This is a genomic window from Rubripirellula tenax, assembly GCF_007860125.1.
In the GTDB taxonomy this organism is placed as follows: Bacteria; Planctomycetota; Planctomycetia; order Pirellulales; family Pirellulaceae; genus Rubripirellula; species Rubripirellula tenax.
Window position 1 is genome coordinate 37,272 of record NZ_SJPW01000010.1, and the last position, 22,130, is coordinate 59,401.

Annotated in this window: 25 protein-coding genes; 1 reads left to right on the forward strand and 24 read right to left on the reverse strand. The window is 53.2% G+C overall.

Going from position 1 to position 22,130, the window contains the following annotated elements; translation table 11 throughout:
• Nucleotides 1–263: 263 nt before the first annotated feature.
• From Poly51_RS28325 to Poly51_RS28420, 20 genes are all read right to left on the reverse strand, one after another.
• A complete protein-coding gene (locus Poly51_RS28325) occupies nt 264–935 on the reverse strand; it encodes a PEP-CTERM sorting domain-containing protein (RefSeq protein ID WP_146462332.1) in 672 nt (223 codons plus the stop codon).
• Between the two features lie 210 nt (nt 936–1,145).
• On the reverse strand, nt 1,146–1,424 hold the full coding sequence (locus tag Poly51_RS28330; protein WP_146462333.1) for a hypothetical protein: 279 nt from the start codon (nt 1,422–1,424) through the stop codon (nt 1,146–1,148).
• A gap of 124 nt (nt 1,425–1,548) precedes the next feature.
• Nucleotides 1,549–2,118: a DUF3885 domain-containing protein gene (locus Poly51_RS28335; protein ID WP_146462334.1), complete on the reverse strand. Its 570-nt coding sequence runs from the start codon at nt 2,116–2,118 to the stop codon at nt 1,549–1,551.
• Nucleotides 2,119–2,223: 105 nt separating this feature from the next.
• Nucleotides 2,224–2,667 carry a hypothetical protein gene (locus tag Poly51_RS28340; protein WP_146462335.1) on the reverse strand — a complete coding sequence of 148 codons (444 nt, stop codon included), beginning with the start codon at nt 2,665–2,667 and terminating at the stop codon, nt 2,224–2,226.
• Between the two features lie 117 nt (nt 2,668–2,784).
• Nucleotides 2,785–3,318: an ankyrin repeat domain-containing protein gene (locus Poly51_RS28345; protein ID WP_146462336.1), complete on the reverse strand. Its 534-nt coding sequence runs from the start codon at nt 3,316–3,318 to the stop codon at nt 2,785–2,787.
• A 286-nt stretch (nt 3,319–3,604) separates the two neighbouring features.
• Nucleotides 3,605–4,159, reverse strand: coding sequence for a hypothetical protein (locus tag Poly51_RS28350; RefSeq protein WP_146462337.1), 555 nt, complete (start codon nt 4,157–4,159; stop codon nt 3,605–3,607).
• 616 nt (nt 4,160–4,775) lie between these two features.
• Nucleotides 4,776–5,306 carry a hypothetical protein gene (locus Poly51_RS28355; RefSeq protein WP_146462338.1) on the reverse strand — a complete coding sequence of 177 codons (531 nt, stop codon included), beginning with the start codon at nt 5,304–5,306 and terminating at the stop codon, nt 4,776–4,778.
• Nucleotides 5,307–5,532: 226 nt separating this feature from the next.
• On the reverse strand, nt 5,533–5,952 hold the full coding sequence (locus tag Poly51_RS28360; protein WP_222435945.1) for a hypothetical protein: 420 nt from the start codon (nt 5,950–5,952) through the stop codon (nt 5,533–5,535).
• 76 nt (nt 5,953–6,028) lie between these two features.
• On the reverse strand, nt 6,029–6,670 hold the full coding sequence (locus tag Poly51_RS31935; protein WP_146462340.1) for an alpha/beta fold hydrolase: 642 nt from the start codon (nt 6,668–6,670) through the stop codon (nt 6,029–6,031).
• A 774-nt stretch (nt 6,671–7,444) separates the two neighbouring features.
• The gene (locus tag Poly51_RS28370) at nt 7,445–7,774 is read right to left on the reverse strand and encodes a hypothetical protein (RefSeq protein WP_146462341.1); all 330 of its coding nucleotides are present in this window, start codon (nt 7,772–7,774) and stop codon (nt 7,445–7,447) included.
• Between the two features lie 53 nt (nt 7,775–7,827).
• On the reverse strand, nt 7,828–8,583 hold the full coding sequence (locus Poly51_RS31650) for a DUF2321 domain-containing protein (RefSeq protein WP_146462342.1): 756 nt from the start codon (nt 8,581–8,583) through the stop codon (nt 7,828–7,830).
• 100 nt (nt 8,584–8,683) lie between these two features.
• A complete protein-coding gene (locus tag Poly51_RS28380) occupies nt 8,684–9,241 on the reverse strand; it encodes a hypothetical protein (RefSeq protein ID WP_146462343.1) in 558 nt (185 codons plus the stop codon).
• A 170-nt stretch (nt 9,242–9,411) separates the two neighbouring features.
• Complete coding sequence (locus Poly51_RS28385) at nt 9,412–10,095, reverse strand: hypothetical protein (protein ID WP_146462344.1); 684 nt, start codon at nt 10,093–10,095, stop codon at nt 9,412–9,414.
• A 163-nt stretch (nt 10,096–10,258) separates the two neighbouring features.
• Complete coding sequence (locus Poly51_RS28390; RefSeq protein ID WP_146462345.1) at nt 10,259–10,693, reverse strand: hypothetical protein; 435 nt, start codon at nt 10,691–10,693, stop codon at nt 10,259–10,261.
• Nucleotides 10,694–10,734: 41 nt separating this feature from the next.
• Nucleotides 10,735–11,337: a hypothetical protein gene (locus tag Poly51_RS28395; RefSeq protein WP_146462346.1), complete on the reverse strand. Its 603-nt coding sequence runs from the start codon at nt 11,335–11,337 to the stop codon at nt 10,735–10,737.
• 2,325 nt (nt 11,338–13,662) lie between these two features.
• Nucleotides 13,663–14,055 (reverse strand): hypothetical protein, encoded by a 393-nt coding sequence (locus Poly51_RS28400; protein ID WP_146462347.1) that lies wholly within the window; start codon nt 14,053–14,055, stop codon nt 13,663–13,665.
• A 105-nt stretch (nt 14,056–14,160) separates the two neighbouring features.
• Nucleotides 14,161–14,646 (reverse strand): tetratricopeptide repeat protein, encoded by a 486-nt coding sequence (locus tag Poly51_RS28405; RefSeq protein WP_146462348.1) that lies wholly within the window; start codon nt 14,644–14,646, stop codon nt 14,161–14,163.
• A gap of 1,248 nt (nt 14,647–15,894) precedes the next feature.
• Entirely contained in the window at nt 15,895–16,464 is a 570-nt protein-coding gene (locus tag Poly51_RS28410) for a hypothetical protein (RefSeq protein WP_146462349.1), read from the reverse strand.
• Between the two features lie 343 nt (nt 16,465–16,807).
• On the reverse strand, nt 16,808–17,323 hold the full coding sequence (locus tag Poly51_RS28415; protein ID WP_146462350.1) for a hypothetical protein: 516 nt from the start codon (nt 17,321–17,323) through the stop codon (nt 16,808–16,810).
• A 124-nt stretch (nt 17,324–17,447) separates the two neighbouring features.
• Complete coding sequence (locus Poly51_RS28420) at nt 17,448–17,900, reverse strand: hypothetical protein (protein ID WP_146462351.1); 453 nt, start codon at nt 17,898–17,900, stop codon at nt 17,448–17,450.
• Nucleotides 17,901–18,082: 182 nt separating this feature from the next.
• Between Poly51_RS28420 and Poly51_RS28425 the strand changes: the two genes are divergently transcribed.
• Entirely contained in the window at nt 18,083–18,397 is a 315-nt protein-coding gene (locus Poly51_RS28425; RefSeq protein ID WP_146462352.1) for a hypothetical protein, read from the forward strand.
• A 121-nt stretch (nt 18,398–18,518) separates the two neighbouring features.
• Here Poly51_RS28425 and Poly51_RS28430 read toward each other — a convergent pair whose 3' ends face one another.
• The 4 genes from Poly51_RS28430 to Poly51_RS28445 all read right to left on the reverse strand — a co-directional run bounded on the left by Poly51_RS28430 (nt 18,519) and on the right by Poly51_RS28445 (nt 22,017).
• Complete coding sequence (locus Poly51_RS28430) at nt 18,519–18,908, reverse strand: hypothetical protein (protein ID WP_146460608.1); 390 nt, start codon at nt 18,906–18,908, stop codon at nt 18,519–18,521.
• A 146-nt stretch (nt 18,909–19,054) separates the two neighbouring features.
• Nucleotides 19,055–19,459, reverse strand: coding sequence for a hypothetical protein (locus Poly51_RS28435; protein ID WP_146462353.1), 405 nt, complete (start codon nt 19,457–19,459; stop codon nt 19,055–19,057).
• A gap of 822 nt (nt 19,460–20,281) precedes the next feature.
• Complete coding sequence (locus Poly51_RS28440) at nt 20,282–21,001, reverse strand: hypothetical protein (RefSeq protein ID WP_146462354.1); 720 nt, start codon at nt 20,999–21,001, stop codon at nt 20,282–20,284.
• 659 nt (nt 21,002–21,660) lie between these two features.
• Entirely contained in the window at nt 21,661–22,017 is a 357-nt protein-coding gene (locus Poly51_RS28445; protein WP_246114824.1) for an Imm8 family immunity protein, read from the reverse strand.
• Nucleotides 22,018–22,130: the final 113 nt, after the last annotated feature.

Below are 22,130 nucleotides of genomic sequence, written 5' to 3' on the forward strand. Positions count from 1 at the left end.
GTCTTTACCACACGACTTTGCTTGGCGGAGAGTTTGCCAACTGTCACGGGCAGGGATCGACACCGGAAGGGGCCATAATTAGTTTGAAGTTAACGGTTGCTGCACTAAGGCAACAACTTCGATAACGTCTAAAATCACCCGGTCGCGACGAGAGATTCTCCATTGTCAAAACGCCCGACTTCGCGACTCGGGTGCATTTTTTGGTTATCCGCTTTTCAAAGTCAAGCACCAAAGAATGCAGAGTCATCATGTCATAGCATCGTTCAGGAATGTCGGAAGGTCCTGACCTCTGATGACACCCTGCGCCGACGAGCAACAAATCCCACGATCGCTAATCCAACCAACGTGAACGATCCCGGTTCGGGGACTGCACTAACATTTTCGATGCTTGAGATACGGCGACCATCGCGATCGCGAACGATGAATGCGTCCCCCGTAAATGTAAGACCATTATATTGAGGATTGAAACCAGTAGCCGCACCAAACGTGTAGTTCCCCGCTAAGAGTGTCAAACTTTCACCAGTGACGAGCCCAGAATCGAGTTTGCTTAGAAGGAATCCATCACCCACAGTGATATCGTTGATGGTGGAGGTCTGATTGTCGTAGAATCTAGAATCAGTCGAAGTTACGGGGTTGCCGTTCCGACTGAATGCAAAATTGGTGTCAGAAAATGCGATGTCGCGGGCGCTGTCGGGAGTAACAATTTGATCGAACACGATTTCAAAGAAACCGTTTGAATCGCTATCACCGGTAAGCGTGAACGTGATGGAATTAGTGATTACCAAATTGCCGGTACCGTTTTGGAAGTCACCGCTGAAGATCAAATCCCCCTTTGCAGTCGCTGCCATCAAAATCAAGACGGCTGCAATCGAAATGAAAGATCTGAGTTGATAGCTAAGGTGGGATAGGTTCGAACACAGAGTTTTCGGCATCATCGGGGATTCCAGGTTAAAGAGGTTAAGCGAGTTGCGATTCTAAATTGTCGTGGGAAGACGTCAAAAGGATAACGTCAGCCGTCACTGGGCGGCGACGAGAGATTAGCCATTTTCAAAACACCTGATACGCCGCTCCAGTGCACGGCATTGTTATCCTCAGCAATATTTCAAGACGGAAAGTAAGCAGAGACAGATGCAATCGAGTATCGATCAATTACCTGGGTCCCGCTTAGGATTTGATTCGATCAAAGAGCTCGGATTTGGAGCAGGTTTTGTTCTCGCGTGAATTTGTTGTGTTCGCTCGAGTCCGTCCGCGAGCATACCAGCATCAACCGATGGAGCAATTTTATCTGGTTTGTCTTCTAGCGAGGAGGCCTCGACACCATTCGATTGCCTATCGAGAGCCGATTTGCTGATTGATTCAGCAGGCTGGCAGCCAAGTAAGGCAGCCAAAAGAAACGCCGAGAACAGAAATAGGTATTGGTTCATTCGGTTCATCCTTGGGTGTGCTCAGTGGGATAACGGTGGCCATCACCCGGCACGCGCGAGTGAAGCCACCATGTGAAAAACGCCCGATCGCGTGCTCGGGTGCATGGCTTGGTTATTTTGCTTCTCAGAGTCCTAGTGGGTGAAGGGAGAGCCAGTCGGAAAAGCAGGATTTTAGTTCGTCGCGTTCGGATGGATTGGGAAGTATAAAATCAGCACCACCATCGTACGGATGAAATATCCATTTCCGATCAGTACACACAATCATTGTATCAACGATTTTCCAGTCGGCTACGAGCCGAAGAATTGAATCGAAGATTCCGGGTTTCCATTTCCAGTCACTCAGAAAGAGGTGACGGTAGTAATTCTCGTCATCACCAGGATCGGCCTTGAATGTCCAAATGCAGCGGGCTGATGAATCGAGTTCGACAAGCGGCGAGTCGGCCCGGATTGGATTCGTTGTCTCTCCGAACTCGGTTGAGATGAAAAGCAGCGGAGTGTCTTGTTTCGCTAGATGGTCTAGGACCGTGTTGTGCCGGTGAAGAATGATTCTGTATTCAGCCTCGTTCTCAGCGTAACGCTTTGAGTCGGGTAGTGAATGAAAACGCACCCAGCGTTCCGGGTAGGCATCCCGGAGCAGATAAGGAATCGCGGGACATGCAGGATACTCGGCCTGCCAATATGCCTCGAAGTTCAAGTGCCAGCTGTCCTTTGCAAAATAACGTTACCAATCACCGGGTGGCGGCGAAAATGTCAACCATTGCGAGAAACCGTGCCACCGCCACTCCGGTGCATTGGCTGGTTATCCGCCGTTTTGAATTGGAGCCGATTTGAGTCCGCACTTTAGCCAGACCCAGTTCGTAAAAATACGCATATCGTGTGCCGTAGGCGGTGATCTAAACGTTTGCTCCAGTCCGTTGCGAATTGTACCGTCGGGCTCCCGGATCGAATATCGCGGGATCTCCCATTTCGATGTTGAGTAGTCTTCGGAGGCAATCGTACGCACGGCGGCCGCAAGCCGAAAATCGTCCGTAGAAGCGATAGAAACGATCGCGTATTCAGTTTTGTTGAAAACACCGTCGGAAACATAGCGGCCAATAACGTCCAGGCGTTCCCGTCGAGCAAGCCCGAGATCTTTATGCAGTTCGCGGTCCGCATTACCTCCCATTGTGACGAACGCGAACGCGAGTGCCGAAGCAAACAGTACAACAAGTAGTACGCGAATAGAGAATCGAAGTCGGAACATTCGCGTTCAGTCGGATAACGGCCCGCATCACCGAGTCGGGAAAGTTGATTGTCCATTCGTGAAACCTTGCAAGCCCGACTTCGGTGGATGCGATGGTTATCCGACTGATTCTACTAGTCATGTGAGCATTTGGACGAGATCGTGGCGACCACACTTTTGAGCCCAATCGAGTACCGTCAAGTCTTCCGTCACGATGTGAGTAGGTTTGCCCCCAGCTTTGAGATACTGGGCACATGCATCAGATGTGCCTGACATTCGCACCATATAGAAGCCTGCCATTGCACCTCCATCTTCACAATATCGTAGCTTGGCGCCCGAGCGAACCAAGAGCTTTGTCAGAGCAAGCCAGTTCGATTCAAACGCGTAGTCCAAGGCGGTACGACCAACCACATCGCGCGCATTGACTGGGCATCCGAATTTTAACAGAAACCGAGCGATTCGGACACCTTCTTCACGCAGAGTTGCATCATCCCATTCCAGACCTAGCTTGGCAATTGCGATCAACCCGGTGGCTTGGTCATATCCCTTCTTCCTGACGTCCGCACCTTGTTTCAAAAGCCAGCGTATCACTTTGGCGTCAAGCAGTTCGCACGCGGTTGTAAGGGGAGTGTAGGTGTTCCAAACTGCGTTCGGCGAAATGCCCAGCGACATTATCTTCGCAAGAAGTTTAGTGTCGCCAGACACGACGGATCGAACGAAAAGCTCAGCGCGCTGAGACTGCGGCAATGGTTTGGCGATACTCCCGAGTGCGCTCGCGAGACCGATCCAGTCGCGGTCGTTGGCGAGTTTGATTAGAGCTGGCATTACATACCGGTAAAAGTCGCGAGACGGAATTCCAAATTCGGATAACGGTACACATCACCGAGGACGCGCGAAAACCTGTCCACTGCCAAACCGCTCGGCTCGCGTCCTTCGGTGCATGTGATGGTTCTGTCTTCTATTTCCAAATATAGCCGCTGACGATGTCGCGAAGTTCTTCGTCGTCGAATTCGTCAAGTTCATGTGGCGTAAGCCAGCATACCCGAAGCAACATGTCTTGCGTTGACGCGATCTTTTGCGCCTTGACCTTAATCATGTCGCCAGTCGCGGGGTTCTCGACGTTTCGCGCAGGAATGGAAAGCGAATACTTGTGGTTCTGTGCCGCAATGGCAACGAGAGCGTCCTGCAATCCAGGGTTCGGCGGATCCGGTTCAACCAATTCCGTGATATCGATCCCGATGTTATCGGAACGCAATTTGCGAAGGCGATCCAATAGTGAACGGGCGGAATCCTCGAACGGGAGGTTCGGGAAGACGGCGGTCAGAAACGGGAGGTTGCGCTCAGCGCGTTCTATCGCTGTCACGCGATCAATCTCAAATGCGCCGCAATCATCGTTGTCGATGTCCTCCAGTGACAGCATCCCAAGCCACAGAAGCGGTATGTACCGCTTCGACTCGCTGATCAGTTTTGGGCGTTTGCTAGGATTGCTGACAAGACTACCACGCGCAGACATTCGGAGCCCCAAGGTCTAGTTTTGAAAATTGACAGAACGGTGACGATCAGCCGGCGGCGACGGAAGATCAACCACTTCAAAACGCCCGACTTCGCCGCTCGGTTGCATCGTTTGGTTCCCCGCTTTTCCGGCGGGCGTTGACGGCAACCAAGTGATCGACGACGGCACAATTATAACGTACGAAACAACAGCCAGTACATCCGCGTGAAGTCATCGTTCAGGCGTCTCGTTGGTTTTTCGACGCAAGATCGCAGAAGCAATGGCAACAATCGAGACGCAAAGTCCCGAATACACCAATCCGGGGAGCCACCCGACCACAATTGATATGCCCGACGCAAAGCTGTTGTATTCCGGATCAGTCGCGAGGTTGTATTGAGCGCCCGCAACCATGAGAGCCCAAACAGCGACCGTTCCGTATAGAATCGCGCGACCCCTGCCGCGAATGACGATTGCAAGTATCGGCGGAAATAGTAGCGTCAGAGTTGCGAACACCGCGTCCAGTGGTGAGCCTCATTTGTGTCGGGGAACGGCAGCGATCAGCGGGCCGGAAAGGTTGATTTTCCATTCGTGAAACCGTGCAAGCCCGGCTCCGTTGCATCGCATGGTTCGCTGCGAATCATGGCTGAGCGGTCGGCTTAGCGCCCAGTTTTTGCTTGGCGTAGTCGTGAAGTGCTTTCCATTTCTTCTCCGGCATGGCCCACCCTTTCGCAATTTCGTACCACTCGTCATCCATCAAATCACCATCACGCAGTTCTAGCATCAGCAGTTTACCCCAATGTAGCCGAATGAAAAACGTCTCGCCTTCGGGACCGAAGAAACTAGTCGAGTCTTCATTCCACCAGTAGCTGGAGACGGTTTGCTTAATGTGTTCAATGTCGTCCTTCAGGCCTAGCGAATCCGTGCTGTGAACGCGGACCAGTTCGCCGCGTTTGCCATAAACCACGACCGGAAGTTCACCAACACTGTGCCATTCATCCATCGTGACCACGTAGTTGCCGGTGTTCGCGACAAAAACGCTGACGGGGGCGTGATTGTTAACCAGGAATCGCGACCAGATCTCGTTGCGCTTCTCTCCATTGAGTCGATACAGAATGCCGCGACAATGCCCAGGTTTGTCCGGCCAATTGTTGTGTGGTTCTATTCGCAATAGGTAACGGTCATTTTCAGAGCGAAACTCGAACTTCGTGATCGGTCCCCAAGAGTCTGCACGGCAAGTGCTACCATGCGAAAGCAATGAAAACACTGAGATGGTAAGTAATGCGATGTATTTCATCATGTCAGCGAACGCCACGCGTCACCGGGAACGCGCGGAAATGTTTCTAACTGCCAGATCGCTCGACTCGCGTTCTCCGGTGCACGCGATTGTTACCCGATTAGTCGAGGTCGTCGGGAATGAATGCCGAGGGATCTTCGATACGAACTACGCCTGCCGTTGCGGGCCTCTCTGATTCAACCATCTTCTTGAGGAGTCGTGATCCGAGCCATGCATTCAAATTGCCGAACGCATCATCATCCTGACACCACGCAGCGTGAATGTCAATTTTCTCGTCGCCGTAGACATTTATGACGAGGTATGCAAGTTCCGGGTGTTCCTCCGTATCCACTCGAGCATTTGGCGGGGCCTTTGACTTGACATGCTGAACGAACCTGGAGACCCACAATGGGTAAGATGTCTCATCGAAAGTTGACGTGAATAGAAATGCCTCCTTCACGCCGTCCCAGGAAAAATCCAGCGGTTCATAGGACGCGACACCATTCGGCAACAGTGCGAGCAATTCGTCAGATTTTCGCATACGGTGAGAGGCTATTTCGCGATTTCGTTCGGGTAACGGTGCGGATCACCCGGTCGGCGCGAGAGATTCTCCATTGTCAAAACGCCCGACTCGCCGACTCGGGTGCATCCGATGGTTCCCCGCATTCTTCGTTGCCGGCAGTCCAAGAGAGGCAGCGTCTGGCAACCGAAGGCGAGAAGAGCATCGAATTGTGAGTATGCATTGTAACCCACGCGGTGGTTACATCGGTGTGGCGTGTGCAAGATAGTGGCACGAGCAGATCATTGCGTCCGGCAATAGTTTGAATCGTGCAGCCAGGGAGAGTCGGCAGTCGAAATTCGGGATCAGTGAATAGATCGCGGTGATCCAACAGTGGTGCGAACGGCATCCGTGCAAGGGAGGGAATCAGGCGTGTCAATGGCAGCGTCTTCAGTGGAGGAGCCAACAAAACGATTGGTCCCCGCCAGTCAGCATCACGAACCGCGATCCACGACGCAATACATCCAAGACTATGTGCAATGATCGAATCGGGTGGCGTATCTCGGAGATGCCTGGATAGTCGTGCGACAATCGCCGCGAGTTCAAGTCCCACGCTTGGATAGCGAAACAGCTCAGCGGATGTGGAAACATCGTTAAGGCGACGAAGCAACGGTCGAAAAACACACGATGCGACGCCAAAGCCGTGCACGAGTAAGAGCGAGTGTTTGTTCAATGGCTTCAGTCGGGGAACGGTGGCCATCACCGGGTGGCGGCGGTTGACGTGACTTCAAAAAAACGTGACCACCGCCACTCCGGTGCATGGCATGGTTATCGGCATTTATGGACGGGCGTTGATCGAGTGCCGGGCAGTCACGACCACGCCGCCACAGTTTAGCGGGCGCTGGTTCACGCGGCAAGCAATTCAGCGTTGACCGGGTCGGCAAGTAAACGGGCATTGCCTTCCGGCGGTGCTTGATGGCGGTGAACGAAGGATCGAAAACGTTGTTGTTGGACCAGCAAACGACAACAGCGAACACAATCAAGAATTGCGAGCGGCTTGGACGGAGCAAATCGCCAACAGAGGATTAAGGCGTTTGGATCGGCGAGTCGCTAACGCAACAGCCGAAAGACGCGCCTAAAACCAAGCGTTGCAGCAATCGTTTGTGCAAGCAAACACGCGGAACATCTGAGGGGTCAGTCCGATAACGGTTGCGATCACCGGGCGGCGGCGAACGACTTGCAAGTTCAAAACTCGGCCGACCACCGCCGCTCCGGTGCATCGCGTGGTTATCCGCCGTCGTGGGTCGGGTGTTGATCGGGCGTTGCCCCGCGCGAGCGGAAAATAACGACGGGACGTCGCCACCCTGGATCGAGCATAGTCTGCGCGAGCAGAAAACAACGGCGGGACGCCGCCAACCTGGATCGAGCATGATCTGCGCGAGCAGAAAACAACGGCGGGACGCCGCCAACCTGGACTCCGTCCACCTGGGTGACAGCATCGTGGCAAGGTCGCAGCGGAGTTGCAAGCAGGGAATTAGCAAACAACGTGGAAAGTCGTAAATCCGAGATAAGTGTAAATCGAGTCGATCGCGAAGCAGAACCGTGTTCGGCGTGGAGTCAGATGCCCGCACCAAAGACGCAAACGACGAAGCGGAGCCGAGCATGTGCGACCCAACCCGCCCAGCATCCCGGCATTCGTTGCCGCGTGTTCGACGTCGCGAAACATGACACGGCCAGAAATGTCTTTGGGACGGCCATTCGGCGTCAGCGTCTGGATACCGATCGTTCGTCGTCGCAGCGGAGCGACAGCGCACCAGTTCGGATAACGTCCGCGATAACCGAGTCGCGGGGGTGGATTTTCCATTGCAAAGTCGCCCGGCTACCGCGACTTCGGTTCATCGCATGGTTCGCCCATTCTTAAAGCACCAGGTTGGCATCAACATCATACCCCGCCGCTTTCAGTTCACGAACCATCTCGAATTGCCATTTCCCCGCAGTATCAAATGGAGTGTAAACAACACCGGCGAAATCAGAGGGAACCTCGAGGTCACCCTCCCTCTTCAATGCAAGCACGCGATCACGCCCCAATCGCCCAACGAAATAGCCGAGTTCTAGTATGACATTCTGTCGCGCCCGAGGCCGAGCATTTTTTGCAGTGCCTGTCGCGACAAACGCATTGTCGTCTGGCGAGAGAAGTGCAATGGCAAACTGAGCGTCTGCGTTCTTCTCGAATTTCTCAATGATTGTGCGTCCGCCGTTAGGCTTTTCGTGCAAGATTATTGGGTCGAGACCCAACTTCGATACAACACGAGCAACTGCTTCTTTCATTGCGTCGTCATGACCATGGACAATGAAAATCTTATTGGTTTGTTCCGATTTGACCTTCGTTGTGTTGTCACCAATTTCCTTGCGGCGTTCCGTCCAAGGATGGGCCTCGCCACACTCGTGGCAATGCGCCGGTGGGTCAGGGCCACTGAATCCGATTACACCGGGAATATGGTGGTATCCGATGATTTTCGCTTTGCACTTGAGGCAGTGATCAGTTGTGGGCTCGCCACATTCGTCACAGCGTTTTCGGGTACTTTCTGGTTGAGACTCGACGAAGTTAGTGATTTGGTGACCGTTGTAGCACACCTGCATCGTGTCATACCAAGAACGGTCATCACGTCGCATTAAAGTCTCCAATTGGGCGAACGTCAGCCGTAACCGAGCGGCGACGATAGATTTTCCATTTCAAAAACGCCCGACTTCGCCGCTTCGGTTCACGGCATTGTTATTCCGCGATTCGGGTTTCGCGTTCCATTTGGTCAAGCGTCGCGATAAATTCGTCACGGAGTTCCGGCAGTCGATCTGGGCCGAAGATTCCGTCGCGGATTAACGACACATCGTCCTCCAGTGTAACAAAAATAATGAATGCGTCATCATACAAAAGATTTTCGTTCCGCAGATGTTCGTAGCATTTCATGATCGCCGATTTAGTTTCGATTTCGTTTGAGCGAATCTTATCAGCGAGTAGTGACAATCCGCGGCGCGTTGACCATAGATCGTTAGTTTCGATCGCTAGTTCGTTCAGCAATGCGATCACGTTCCCGAGAGGAAGCTTGCGACCCAGCGAAAGATCAATCAGCGCGTTCGGCGGTTGGGGCGACGCGTCAATTTCTTCATCGGCCCAAGTGATGAGGTCGTCAATGCAGGCGGCACCGAGTATGAATGCAACGCGGTGCATATTGGCGCGTTGTTCGAATATCGGTGCCGTCATGTCATTTTCAGCGGAATAACGACCGCCATCACCGAGGACGGCCAATGTGGTTTCCATTTGTAAACGCGCCATGCCGTCCTTCGGTGGATGGCATGGTTATCAGACTTACAACGCTGCGCTTCGGGGTGGCAGTGGAGGAACATTCGCCCGCTGCCGCAAGCTTCCCATCTTAACGCAATTTGCCCCGCTCACGGGTGGGAAGTGGGTGGTGTTCCTGGAGATCCCCGCATCATGAACGGAAACTATTTGACGTACTGAATCCAGACCGTTGTGTGGTCACCGCCACTTTCAGTGCCGCGAAAATTCACGACGACATTACCGTCGACAAGGACCGGCGAGTCGCCTAGTTTCATCGGGTCTGCGTCAAACTCGTCAGCAATCGTGATTTCTCCGAACCCGTTGATCAAGACAGTTGCGAACACTGCTCCTGGCTTTTTGCCGCCGCGGGATCTGATATCAGTTGTGTATTCGCTCCCGGACACGAAAGTTGGCGTTTCGATTAGCAGTGATGACACGTCACCCGGGCCAGATGGTGATTCAGCGACAGCGAAACTTGCAGGAATACTGTCGTACGCGTACTTGATTTTGAACGGCGTTGTTTGACGAACGACGACAATGGTGCCGCGCATGTGATATATGTGATTCGCCTTGATCTTGAGAGTTGCCCGCGCACCAAGATTTTCGGGGTCATAAATCACCGCATCACGTTCTGAAGAAAATCTGATTCCAAATTTGGTCGATGCATGAAGTAGATTATTGTCTCGAGTGCCAGCCGATACTTGCTTAATTGTGGCAACATTGCCGAGGGAGTTCATTGTGGCGGATATAGATTTAGGTGTTGAGCCAGACGGCACTGCCTGAGCCATCAACTCGGAATTGAAAGTCGCAAACGCGAGCAGAATAGCGGTAATAGTCAAGGTCTTCATTTTTGTGCTCCAGTTGTAGTGAAATTGTGCGGTCGAAATTTCTTGTGGGATAACGTTGGCCGTAACCGGGGACGGCGAGTTGACTTTCCATTTAAAAACACGTGATGCCGTCCTCCGGTTCACGGCATTGTTCCCCGCGCTTTCGGACAACGACAAGCAGTTTTCACTCGGTCACCCAGGCATTGATTCCAAGGTAGACCGGACCATCGTACCCAAGTCCCGTGCGATCAAGAAATGCGCCAAAAGGTCCGGAGTCTCCGGTCAACGTGTATTCGATAGCGTAAACGAGATGGTTTCCCGAATTGATCAAAAACGCCAAACCGATTATAGCTGCGACAATGCCCCGCCGCTTGCAGAAACGTAGACCAATGATTGCGAGCAAGCAGAAGAATAATGCGTTCGCAGCTAGCGTGAGCCAAACAAAGGAAAAATTGCTGACCGTAAACTTGGGTTCGCCGTGCTGTAACGCAAAATACAAACCGCAAAGAGTGGTTAGTGCGAGTAACTGGCGGATCGAAAACCTTGGCTTGTCGACAACCATTGGCAGCTCGGTCGGGGAACGCCTGCCGTAACCGGGCGGCGACGAACGATTGTCCATTTCAAATCCGGCCGACTTCGCCGCTCCGGTTCACGGCTTGGTTATCCGCCATTCTTTTTGCGCAGCGGAATGGGTTTGGCAATCTCTTTCCACTTCTTGCGTTGTTCGTCAGTAAGCAATTCGAATGCCTCTACGTAAGCGTCTTCATGAAATTGCTCGGTGTCTCGTTCAAGTTGCATTGCCTCTTCAGCGTTCTTCGGCGAGCCAAGCTGATTAATCTTATCTTGAAATGGTTGCAACTGAGTCTTCAGTTTCGTCTGGATCTCCACGATCGAGTTCACTTGTTTTTGAGTCAATTCAAGTGTTTCTCGCACCTCGGAAACGGTAAACGCCCGCACCATGAGACCGGGTAATGCGTTTCTCTTAAACTCCTTGAGTTGTTCATCCGTCAGTATCGTTTTCAGCGGCGCTACAGCGTCCGCAAACGATATGGCGCCCGGAATTCGAGTGATCTCGCAAATCTTTGCGACTTGTTCGGCAGTCAGTCGTAGATCTTTTTGAATAGATGGGACTTGCAAAATGCCGATCAGCTGGCCTTGGCCAACTTTGGTTTCTATAGTCTCATCGTTTTGAGCGAACGAGTTGCCACTAACAAGTAAAGTCGCGCACAAGAAGATGGCACGACGATGTAAGACGTTCAGCATAGCTCTAGCTCCAGTTTGTTGAGGATGGCGTGACGGCCTAAGCGGATAACGGTGGCCATCACCGGGTGGCGGCGGTTGACGCGATCTCAAAAAAACGTGACCACCGCCACTCCGGTGCATGGCATGGTTATCGGCATTTATGGACGGGCGTTGATCGAACATCGGGAAGTGGCAACAACGCTGCCACAGCTTAACGGGCATTGGTTCGGGCGGCAAGCAATTTGGCGTTGACCGGGTCGGCAAGTAAACGGGCATTGTCGTCCGACGGCGTTTGCAGACGTTGAACGAAGACTGGAAAACGGGGTCGATGGAAAAGCAAACGACAACATCGAGCACCATCGAGGACTGCGAGCGGCGTGGGTTGTGGCAATCGCCAACGGAGGATCAAGACGTCCGAATCGGCGAGTCGCTAACGCAAATGCCGAACGACGCACCGATGACCAAGCGTTGCAGCAATCGTTTGTGCAAGCGAATACGCGGAACATCTGAGGGGTCAGTCCGATAACGACCGCGTTAACCAAGCGGCGGCAATCATCATACCATTTTCAAAACCGGCTACCACCGCCGCTTTGGTTCAACGCTTTGTTATCCGGCATATTTTGCATGGATTGTTTGTCTTGGAGATTTAGACCGCCCCTCGTTCAGCGCGCACTTCGTTCTCCTGGGTGACATTCTCCATGATGCAGAAACACAAATCAAGCAGTATTTGTCCAATGTTCCGTGAGATGTTTTGCATCCATTGGATTTGAATTCCGATATGCATAAACAAGTATGATTTTCCGAGTCACCGGCGCGATGACCATACGATGACGACACACAGCCGATGCGATGACAACACAATGAATTTTCACTTCCGGCAACAGTCACAATTTCTCGCGAAGCGTTTCCGAGTACCAATCTCACGCTGGATAACGACCGCGTTAACCAAGCGGCGGTCTATAACATACCATTTTCAAAACCAGCTGCCAACGCCGCTTTGGTTCAACGCTTTGTTATCCGCAACATGAGCCCGTCCCGGAAAGAACCAGCCAATGCCTGCGATACGATGAACCGTTCGAAGATGGAAGCCATTAACATTCAACCGAAACTATGTTGACCCCAAGGACACACACAACCGATTGAACGACAAGGATATTAGACACTGGGCCAAGTTGAAAATCAGGCCGAGCCTGAACGAGCATGGGTATCCTTTCAAGTAAAACCGATTTACGAGATTGAACTGACGACGATGGCCCGATTGACGTTGAGGCCACGGTTCCTTTCAAGCGGAAGTCATTTATGAGAATGAACTGATGCCAATGGCCCATCAGAAGTTGAGGCCACGGTTCCTTCCAAGCATGGATCGTCTAGAAGATTGAACTGACGCCGATGGCCGATCGAACAACTGGGCACGGTTCCACGGATTGAATTGGATGGCCGAACCAATCGCATTCGAGCACAAGGCACAGAAGTCACATTCGACACACTGAGCTTGAGCGGATAACGCTACGCGTAACCGGGAACGCGCGGGAAAGTTTCTAACGGCCAAATCGCTTAGCTCGCGTTCTCCGGTTCACGCGATGGTTACCCCGTTTTGTCAGCCCCGGTCGGAAGTAAGTCAGCCAATCCTCCGAACATAGCGTATGCGCCGACGACGCCAAGACCAATGTAGCACGTGGTAAGCAACGGCATTCGGAACCAAGTCACGATTTGCGAGGCGAGCATCATTACGATTGCCAACGGTATGCCCCGCATTGCAGCGCCGACGAACACTAAAGTCCAGTGCGACGAATCCACAACGCCGCAGCTATCGGTTTCTGGAGGTTTGGGTTCTGCAATCGATGCCAACGTCTGACGAGACGAATTCGGTCTAGCCTCACATGAAGCGCACAAAACTGCGGAGTTGTCGACTGGTTCTCCGCATTGGTTGCACGGTCGCATCGCGATTCAGCGTTGTCGATTTTGAATGGGGTAACGTTACGGTTCACCGGGCGGCGGCGAAACGCTTGCAAGTTTAGAACACGCTGACCACCGCCGCTCCGGTGCAACCGATGGTTATCAGACTTACAACGCTGCGCTTCGGGGTGGCAGTGGAGGAACATTCGCCCGCTGCCGCAAGCTTCCCATCTTAACGCAATTTGCCCCGCTCACGGGTGGGAAGTGGGTGGTGTTCCTGGAGATCCGTGCGTATGGATCGGGTACGAGCCAAGCGTCGGGCAGCAGGAACCACTGCGTGGCATTGTATCGAGCATTGGCTTGGCAGGCAATCTTTGGGTGCTGCGGCCCGACAGCAGCATAGAAAATCGTTTCAGTGCCAACACGTCGCCAATTCCAAGTCTGCGTACATCAGACGGTTGTGCGCGCGCCGGCCAATGCAATCCAGTCGTTGGTGTACCGCAGAATTTCAACCTCCAGTGTCGAATCATCGTCAACAAAATAAAGAAATGGACGGTAGAACAGGTAGATGGGTTCCGCAATCCAGTTGGGTGTTGTTTTGACATCTGGGTAAGCCAACGCAACAAGGCCAGCGACAGGTCCGCAGGATGAAAGGTAGATCGGAACTGTGGCGACCGAGACAAGCAGGACTTTGCGACACCCCTGAGTCTTGCGTAGGCAGAAAGTAGCAAATGCGAGCGGTAAGAAAGAAATTGAGAATATGCCTACGCACCACGTGAGCATAAAAAACGTGCACGCAAGTGCACAGGTCGAGGTCAGCAACAGCAGGTCTCGAATGGTCAAGCTACGTCAAGTATTTAAGTCGGATAACGGCGGCGATAACCGGGTGGCCGCGGTTGATTGTCCATTTGTAAACACGCTGTCGGCCACTCCGCGTTCATCGCTTGGTTACGCCTCTTCGAGCGGCGGGTCAAACCACAGCCCTTCGCTAATTTCGCGACGCAGTTCAGTGATCGCAGTATGATTTTGATCGGTGCAAAAATCAAGTTCAGCGGTGGCGGCGGCGGCATCGCCAAGTTGGGCGAGGACACGCGCAAGTCCAATACGGGCAGTGTCGCCCGCGCCGAATGCGATCGCAAGGCGAAAGTGCTCAGCGGCCTTTGCGAAGTCGTCGAAGTATGTGTCGTACGCATACCCGAGCGAGACGTGAGCGGGGGCGTATTGAGGGTCGCATTCAATCGCCTGCTGGTAACAAGCGACAGATTCGTCGATCCCATATTCGTGGTCGACGCAGATCTGCTGAATGTCACCGAGAACGTCCCATAGTTCGGGGCAGTCAGGATGACGTTCAGACATCTCACGCAGAATGTCCACGTCCAACCGCATATGGCGATCCTTGTCACGCAGTTCGTCGATCAAGTCAAAAGGTTCCATTGAGCCAGATGCGTGAATGGATTTAGTGGCGTAACGGTAGCGATGTGCGGGCGGCGGGAGTGCAGTTGCAAGCAGACGAAAACGGCGACCACCGCCGCTCCGTCACCATCGCATGGTTATCGGTAATCATAGCGGGCATTGAACGAGTGTTGGTCCACGAGAGAGGAAAAAACGACGGAACGTCGCCGTTGTGTGTCGAGCATGATCTGCGCGAGCAGAAGACAACTCCGGGACGGCGATACGCGAGAAAGCGTCATGGTGCGATCCAAGGTCGGTGAATCAGTACGCCAACTAGTAGCCCGGCAATGCCCCCAACAATCGCGTATCGAATTTCATAGTGATGCTGGGGTGCAGAGGCGATCGCCGGCGCGAGCGATAGCCCGAGCAGCCCGAAGACGACGATCCACGTGAGAGTTTTGGAGATCTGAGTCACAACGACTTGCGAGGTGCGAAGCTGCTCGCCATGTCCGAGTAGGGTGCAGAGAGCGGTAGAGCGGTCAGTCAGTCCGATAACGTCCGGGTTCACCGGGCCGGGAGGGAAAAGTCAACCATCAGAAAACACTCGCAAGCCCGGCTCCGGTGCAACCCATGGTTATCAGACTTACAACGCTGCGCTTCGGGGTGGCAGTGGAGGAACATTCGCCCGCTGCCGCAAGCTTCCCATCTTAACGCAATTTGCCCCGCTCACGGGTGGGAAGTGGGTGGTGTTCCTGGAGATCCGTACGCCTGCTCGAACAAGTCGCAGCCACCTATCCCACGTAAAACAAGTACATCGAGAAAACGCTCAATCCAGCGGGTGGAAGACAGAACAGCACAGCCATGGCGAAAGCGATTCGATCAAGCGAAATCCGAAATAATGCAATGACGAAAGCCGTTCCGCATGTAGCGAAGCATGCCAGAACTGCAGAAAAATACGTCCAGTCGGTGTGGTTCATCGCAATTATCGGTTCGCGATCAGCCACCCAGAAAAACAAGTAGACTGCTACGAACGATAGACAGCAACCGAGTCCAGCGTTCACAGATGCAGCAAAAAAAGACGGCGGAGCAGGTTTCTCGTCCTGAGTGCTACCCGGTTGAATGCTAGGTTTGTAGGGATTCAAGCGTCTAACAGCAATCTAATCGGATAACGCCTGCCGTAACCGGGCACGAACGGAAGGCTTTGATTTTAGTTGCCGCGTGAATGAGTGCTCCGGTTCACGGCTTTGTTCTGCCTGTTCGTTGACGTGCTCGGTGACTCATTCAGCGGGTCTACTTCTCGAACAAGAACTCTTCGCTGCCAAAATTGGCCCAGGCAAATTCGTGGATGAGGTCCCAAAGTCGACCGTTTGCAGTGGAACTTGACTCTACAAACACCATGCCTTTGAGCTGCTCAATGTGCTTCCGTGTGATTGGTCCTTCTGGGATTTCTGGTATCCAAATATTGCCGTTTTTCCAAACCTGGAAAATCGGTTCATCACAGACCAATTCGTAAACGGCGTAGTCAAATATGCGAGAAACGTCTGCGGCTATTTGCTTAAAGTCAGGCGAAATCTCCGGAGTATAGATCGCATGGACGTTGTGATGGATTACAGCCAGGCGGCACACCCATGTGTTCGTTGTCAGTTCACAGAACAGGTCGAATGCTCGATCCGTCGATGTTTCGAACGCAACCGTCTGACCATCCTCAGGACACCTTCCCACTGTATTCGACCTTGTACTAGTATTGAGAGGCAGAACGACAGCCGTAACCGGGCGGCCGCCAAAAGACTTTGATTTCAAAACTCGCGTGATCGGCCGCTCCGGTTCACGGCCTTGTTCTGTGCTTTTCGGATGCAGCAAATAGCTGTTCAGTTCGCTGATTGCAGAATCCCCTCTCGATTTCTCCGGAATCTTCGAGTGCCTGAATTACATCGTTCAATCTCTGAATGTCGTCCTTGCGGCATGCGAAGTACGTTGTATCCTCGGCGATACCATTGACCCAAATGGCAACGTCAATGCCACGTTCTTGAAGGCGGGCAAGGAAGTCGCATGCGTCGTTGTCTGGCGGTAGTCCACGTTCGTCTGCCATGCTGGTCGGGTAAGCGAAAAACGTCCACGGACAGAATCCAGATCGATGATACTCGTTAGCATCGAAGAGCAAATCGAATCTGATCGTGTTCGGATTCATGGTTTGCACAGAACGTTACCGATCACCCGGTCGGCGCGGTTGATCTTCCATTGTCGAAACGTCCGGACTCGCCGACTCGGGTGCATCGGATGGTTCCCCCAGATCTCCGATACGGTCTCGGATCTGGTGCGGATCGTTTCCCGTGTGCACGTAGTCGTGAATTAGCATGTCGGGGTCTCCATTGTAGCTCACCTGCCGACCGCTCGTCAGTTGCACGTTGTCCAGCGGCACATCAGATTCGCGGATTGCGTCGATCGATGAGTCCCAGTTGACGTCAATGAGTGTCTGAAGTTCGTCGAAAGTCCAAGCGTAATGCTGCGGGACTGCAAGTCGATCGTATTCGTCGCGCAGGTCGTGCCAGCCAGTTGGCCATGTGCCGGATGTTCGTAAGTGATCAATGATGAAGACGGCTGTCCAATCAGATGCGTATGCCTCGCGTGGAATGCCGATGACCTGTTTCGCGAACCGTATGACCCAAACACCTGCTGCGGCGACGAGGAGGATCAAGGCAATCAGAAGTACGCGACGCATTCAGCGTCCATTCGTTGGGGGAACGGTACGCGTCACCGGGCGGCGGGAGCACGGCAACCATTTGTTAAAACTGTCCACCGCCGCTCCGTGTGCACGCGATGGTTACCCGCCATTCTGCTTCGCACTAAGGTATGCCGCAAGTATGCTCACGACCATCGTTCCACTGCAGCAATGCCTCGCGGCACGCAGAGCAGTATTCGACATCCTGGTTGCTGTGTCGCCGTCGTTGCCCAGAATCGCCACAGAACATCAGATTCGCATACGGGAATTCGTCGTTCTTCGTTTCCAGGTATCCATCGGGGAAATGCCAGCGTCCGTAAACGGCCGGGACATGGTCATCATGCAGCGGAAGTTCGTGAACATGGCAGATACGAAAAGCGTTTGCGATATCCGCAAACTCAAGCGCAGCGTATTCGGCATGGGTTGCGACGAAGGATTCCCACTTGTCTTGTTGCCAGAACATCAAGCGTTGCTTGATCCTGCATTCTCGGTTTGTCGCAGCGACGAATTTGCGGAACACCTCGACGCCGCAGTAGCCACGGAACGCGTCGATTAGCGTGTTTGCGTCAGCGTTCATTTCAGTCGGGTAACGTCCGGCGTCACCGGGCGGGGAGAGTTAAGTTGTCCATTTCAAATCCGGCCGCAAGCCCCGCTCCGTGTGCACGCCATGGTTATCGGCGATTTGGTGCGGTGTGGATGCAGACACAGCGTATGATAGCATGCGCCGAACCGTAGAAGCACCATCAAGAGTTTTGCCTTGTGACCGACAATCCATATTCTCCACCGAGAAGCGCCCAAGAACGCGCCATCGAGAATGCGCCGGCGTACTCGGCGGCGAAAGTTGTTCTCGCGCTGATTGAAGTCTGCGTCTTGTTGCTACTCTTGGCGTTTGCATCAATGAGCGTCTACTTCGCGATTAACCCGGGTGCGTTGCAGTCGGGTAATCAGCCTGATCCGGAAACGTTCGGCAGTGACGATGTTCCGGGATTGGTTGTGTGGTGTGCGATTTGGCTGGGTCTAGCGGCGGCAATCGTCATGCTAACACGGCACACATGGCGTTTAATGACGCGATAGGGAAACGTGATTCGTCGTCCGATAACGTCTACGATCAGCCGGCGGCGACGGAAGATCAACCATTTGAAAACGCCCGACTTCGCCGCTCGGTTGCATCGTTTGGTTCCCCGCTCCGGTGAGATCATTCATCGACCATCGGTCGAGGCGGTCCACGCTTTGCAGGTAGTGGTGCCGCCTCTATGATCGAACGGCGAATTTGGTGTACGACATGATTGAGCTCAAGGTCGTCGCACCAGTATTCATCGAGTTTACCCGCGTGACAAAATCTTGACGTGTTGAACCCGTCTTCGATGTCATTGTACCAAATAGCGGTCGAGCCAATCAACGCGACAACCCAGAAGCCACCACCAAGTTCGCCCCACGGGTGTTGCATCCATTTCACAGGATCGATGCGTATCGAATCCCAGAAGCGGATCTGGTCGTCATCGAGCCGAGAAACGGCTTCGTCGATAAGAACGCACAATTCGTCGAGTGTGATGGGAGTCCACTTGCCGTCGTTTCGATCAGCCATCGTCGAGTTCGGTTGTTCGCGCAATACAAGGAGACTTCGGTCGGGGAACGGCCGCCGTCACCGGGTACGGCGGGTTGGTTTTCCATTTGTGAACGCGCCATGCCGTACTCCGGTGCACGGCATGGTTCTGTCAGTACGGTTCATCGCTATTGCTGACTGCGAAGACTGGTGAGAATATCTCGGTAGAATTGTATCGCTTGACCAGCATCAGGGGAGCCTGTCAACTCAAAGTCCGTTTCCGCCAACTGAAGCGAGCGACTCGCAGCTTCGATCTTAAGATCAACCAATCGCAATCCCTGTCGTTTGCCGAGCCAGTCATTTACATTTGACTCCGAAAGCACGTAGTACGACTTGCAAGTCAGCGGAATTCGCGTTTCTTCGATCATATCCTGAATCGCCCAAAGCGATTGCTGAGCAATAGTAAACGTCCCGCCATTAAGCGACCGTGTGCAGAGGGTTCCGTCGATTGTTCGTAGGTCATCCAAATGCTCTTGCCACGCATCAACAGCGGTGCGACCACCGTCAAACACAACGCGGTAGGCAGCAAACACCTCATCACGATCGTTCGACGTCGCTATCACCTCGATTGCGGCCTCGCAGTCCGAAGCTGTACTCGCCTTCGGCACGGAGTCACGTTGTGAAGCAGTGCAACCAAACAGCAGTAATGCAGCTAATAATGCTAACGAGTAAAGACGCATTGAAGATTGACAGAACGGCCGCCGTCACCGGGCGGCGAGAGTGAAACTAACCATCAGGAAACGCGTTGACGCCGCTCCGGTGCACGGCATGGTTCCCCGCCTCGTTCATGTCTGGGTAATCATAGTGTAGGCATGTGCGAGAATGGCAACAACAAGGCCTAGCGCCGCGCAGTACTTTGCGACTTCGTGAAATGGAAACAGTCGCTTGTGGTTGCCCCAAAACCATTGGAAATGCACGAACAGGCCAATGCACACGATGACCAGGCCAAACGTGACCGCATGTATGCCAGAGATTTCAAGCCAGAGCCCGCGTCCGATTGGCTGAAATCCTCGCATTGTGATGTTTAGAGTCGTTGCACGTTGCGTCAGGCAGCATGAAATGCCGTAAAGCGAAATCAGCGTGGAAAGCCCAGCACCGACAACCCACATTTGGATCGGACCACCGTTCGGTGGATCAGTGAGCCAATCGGCGAGGTCAAACAAATACTCGTTGCGTCGCATACGGGCTGCGTCCAATGGTGCAAGGAAAGAGGTTGCAACCAAAGGCACGGCAACGATCGAAATAGGGCGCGCATCCGTCGGGGAACGACCGCGATGACCGAGTCGCGGCAATGTGGTTTCCATTCTTATACGCGTCGCCCGCGACTTCGGTCCATCGCATGGTTCCGCTCTTCACTACCCAGTTTGCCCAAATTCAAGATGCTTGAAATAGGTCCAGTTAATGAAAGGTTCCACTCGGCGAAATACGTCGTCGGACATTATCGTCGCAGAACCGGTCGAGTACATTGGGTGGGCAGCAAAAACATCTGCTGAGATCGGCAACGGTGTTGGCCCGTACTTGATTGTCACATCGACCAGCGGAGCATCAGGGAATAGCTCGCGAACACGGAAAACAGGAGGCATTCTCACGTGAAAGTACGAACCAACGCGATTGTGGAGGTCTGGCACGTCTGCCTGCCTGTCAATGAAGCTCATTTGAGAATCGTAGTCATCGAATCCACAAGACGCATCGTCGATGCTGTACGGGTAGTCGTAAAGCACGGCGAAAGACACTGCGTCTAGTGAGAGCGATGGGTGCTCTCTGAAATGTTCGGCAACTCGTTCGGAGATGACCAACTGATGCTCGGGCAGGAAGAAATCAGCAATGTTGTGGATGTTTTTGTGCAACCGAAGTGGAGTTTCGACGTCGAACGCGAGCAGAGCGTTTTCTGCAGTTGGGAAGGTCCCTCCTCGGCTCGCTTTGCCGTGGAAGAACGAGGAATGAATCGCGCGTATCTGGGTATCGATAAACGTTGATATTACAGATACGGCATGGAAACGCATTTGAACGAAGGCACCTTTGTAGCGGAACGTTACGCGTAACCGGGAACGCGCGGGAAAGTTTCTAACTGCCATCAAACTCAACTCGCGTTCTCCGGTTCACGCGATGGTTCCCCGCCGTTTTGGACTAAGGCTAACTGATTGCGGAAGTAACGGATTCCGCCTTGCGAAACCTGAGGAACAACCGCTCTATAGCCGTACAAATAATCACGGGAACGATAACAACAATCGCGATCTCGGCGACCTTAAATGGAACAAACGGTTTTAGATACCAAAGATAATTTACGATGATGTGGTTCAACGGAATCGGCATCAAGCCCAAAATCATGCCAGCAATCAGGCGAACAGAAACGGGTGAACGTACAAAGTACCCTCGCATTGGCGAAAGCAAATTGACTGCACCAACCGCTCCCGAGAATGCGAAGTAAGGCACATAGGAAGCAACAAACTGCGTTGGTGTAGCGATAAACGGGCGAGAATCGGCGCGGAGACTATGGCTAATCCACGATACAACTCCGAACGCGATAGTCGCAGTCGAGGCGAACGCAAACCAATGAAGCCGTTGCGCCGATGTTGGCTGCGATTGAATGTCAGGCGGATGGTAAGGGTTCATGCTTGTCAGCCGGGGAACGCTGGCGATGACCGCGGTCGCCGTGAGCGATCATCCATTGTCAAAACGGCCGGATCGGCGACTCCGGTCCATCGCTTGGTTCGCCGCTTCCCTTGGCGAGGCGTTACGACCCAGCCATCCCTTCGTATTCCCATTGCATGAAAACACGCAGTTGACCCACAAGCTCTTCCCAGCTGTGGCCGCAGACCGATTCTACACGATCACGAATCGCTTTCTCGACCGTTGCGGCATCATATTGGTCTACCAGTATACCAGGCACAAATTTATCGTGTTTGATTCGTCCAACAGCACGTGGAGTAGCGACGCAAACCTGAAAATCATTGCCGCCGAGAACGTCGGTGGCACCAACCGTCAAATGGAACCATCCGAAGTCATCGTATGGGTCAGGTGACTGGTATTGTAGGAAGGCATTCCAGTCGACATGGTCGTTAGATTCTAAGTGGTGAATTTCAGCCCGCATCACATCAGGTCTTGCGCAAGTGATTCCGTCGGCGAACGTCACGCATCAGCGGGCGGCGGGAGTTGATTTTCGATTTGCAAAAAGTCTCCACCGCCGCTCCGTTGCATGCGATG

What these genes read in the sequence shown, in the direction of transcription:
- Poly51_RS28385 (WP_146462344.1), bottom strand. Translation starts at nt 10,095, where the DNA reads ATGAAGACCTTGACTATTACCGCTATTCTGCTCGCGTTTGCGACTTTC.
- Poly51_RS28405 (WP_146462348.1), bottom strand. Translation starts at nt 14,646, where the DNA reads ATGGAACCTTTTGACTTGATCGACGAACTGCGTGACAAGGATCGCCAT.
- Poly51_RS28445 (WP_246114824.1), bottom strand. Translation starts at nt 22,017, where the DNA reads ATGCGGGCTGAAATTCACCACTTAGAATCTAACGACCATGTCGACTGG.
- Poly51_RS28440 (WP_146462354.1), bottom strand. Translation starts at nt 21,001, where the DNA reads ATGGCAGTTAGAAACTTTCCCGCGCGTTCCCGGTTACGCGTAACGTTC.
- Poly51_RS28360 (WP_222435945.1), bottom strand. Translation starts at nt 5,952, where the DNA reads ATGCGAAAATCTGACGAATTGCTCGCACTGTTGCCGAATGGTGTCGCG.
- Poly51_RS28415 (WP_146462350.1), bottom strand. Translation starts at nt 17,323, where the DNA reads ATGCGTCGCGTACTTCTGATTGCCTTGATCCTCCTCGTCGCCGCAGCA.
- Poly51_RS28340 (WP_146462335.1), bottom strand. Translation starts at nt 2,667, where the DNA reads ATGTTCCGACTTCGATTCTCTATTCGCGTACTACTTGTTGTACTGTTT.
- Poly51_RS28390 (WP_146462345.1), bottom strand. Translation starts at nt 10,693, where the DNA reads ATGGACAATCGTTCGTCGCCGCCCGGTTACGGCAGGCGTTCCCCGACC.
- Poly51_RS28430 (WP_146460608.1), bottom strand. Translation starts at nt 18,908, where the DNA reads ATGGCTGATCGAAACGACGGCAAGTGGACTCCCATCACACTCGACGAA.
- Poly51_RS31650 (WP_146462342.1), bottom strand. Translation starts at nt 8,583, where the DNA reads ATGCGACGTGATGACCGTTCTTGGTATGACACGATGCAGGTGTGCTAC.
- Poly51_RS28345 (WP_146462336.1), bottom strand. Translation starts at nt 3,318, where the DNA reads ATGTCGCTGGGCATTTCGCCGAACGCAGTTTGGAACACCTACACTCCC.
- Poly51_RS28395 (WP_146462346.1), bottom strand. Translation starts at nt 11,337, where the DNA reads ATGCTGAACGTCTTACATCGTCGTGCCATCTTCTTGTGCGCGACTTTA.
- Poly51_RS28330 (WP_146462333.1), bottom strand. Translation starts at nt 1,424, where the DNA reads ATGAACCAATACCTATTTCTGTTCTCGGCGTTTCTTTTGGCTGCCTTA.
- Poly51_RS28325 (WP_146462332.1), bottom strand. Translation starts at nt 935, where the DNA reads ATGATGCCGAAAACTCTGTGTTCGAACCTATCCCACCTTAGCTATCAA.
- Poly51_RS28420 (WP_146462351.1), bottom strand. Translation starts at nt 17,900, where the DNA reads ATGAACGCTGACGCAAACACGCTAATCGACGCGTTCCGTGGCTACTGC.
- Poly51_RS28380 (WP_146462343.1), bottom strand. Translation starts at nt 9,241, where the DNA reads ATGGCGCGTTTACAAATGGAAACCACATTGGCCGTCCTCGGTGATGGC.
- Poly51_RS31935 (WP_146462340.1), bottom strand. Translation starts at nt 6,670, where the DNA reads ATGGCCACCGTTCCCCGACTGAAGCCATTGAACAAACACTCGCTCTTA.
- Poly51_RS28350 (WP_146462337.1), bottom strand. Translation starts at nt 4,159, where the DNA reads ATGTCTGCGCGTGGTAGTCTTGTCAGCAATCCTAGCAAACGCCCAAAA.
- Poly51_RS28370 (WP_146462341.1), bottom strand. Translation starts at nt 7,774, where the DNA reads ATGGAAAATCCACCCCCGCGACTCGGTTATCGCGGACGTTATCCGAAC.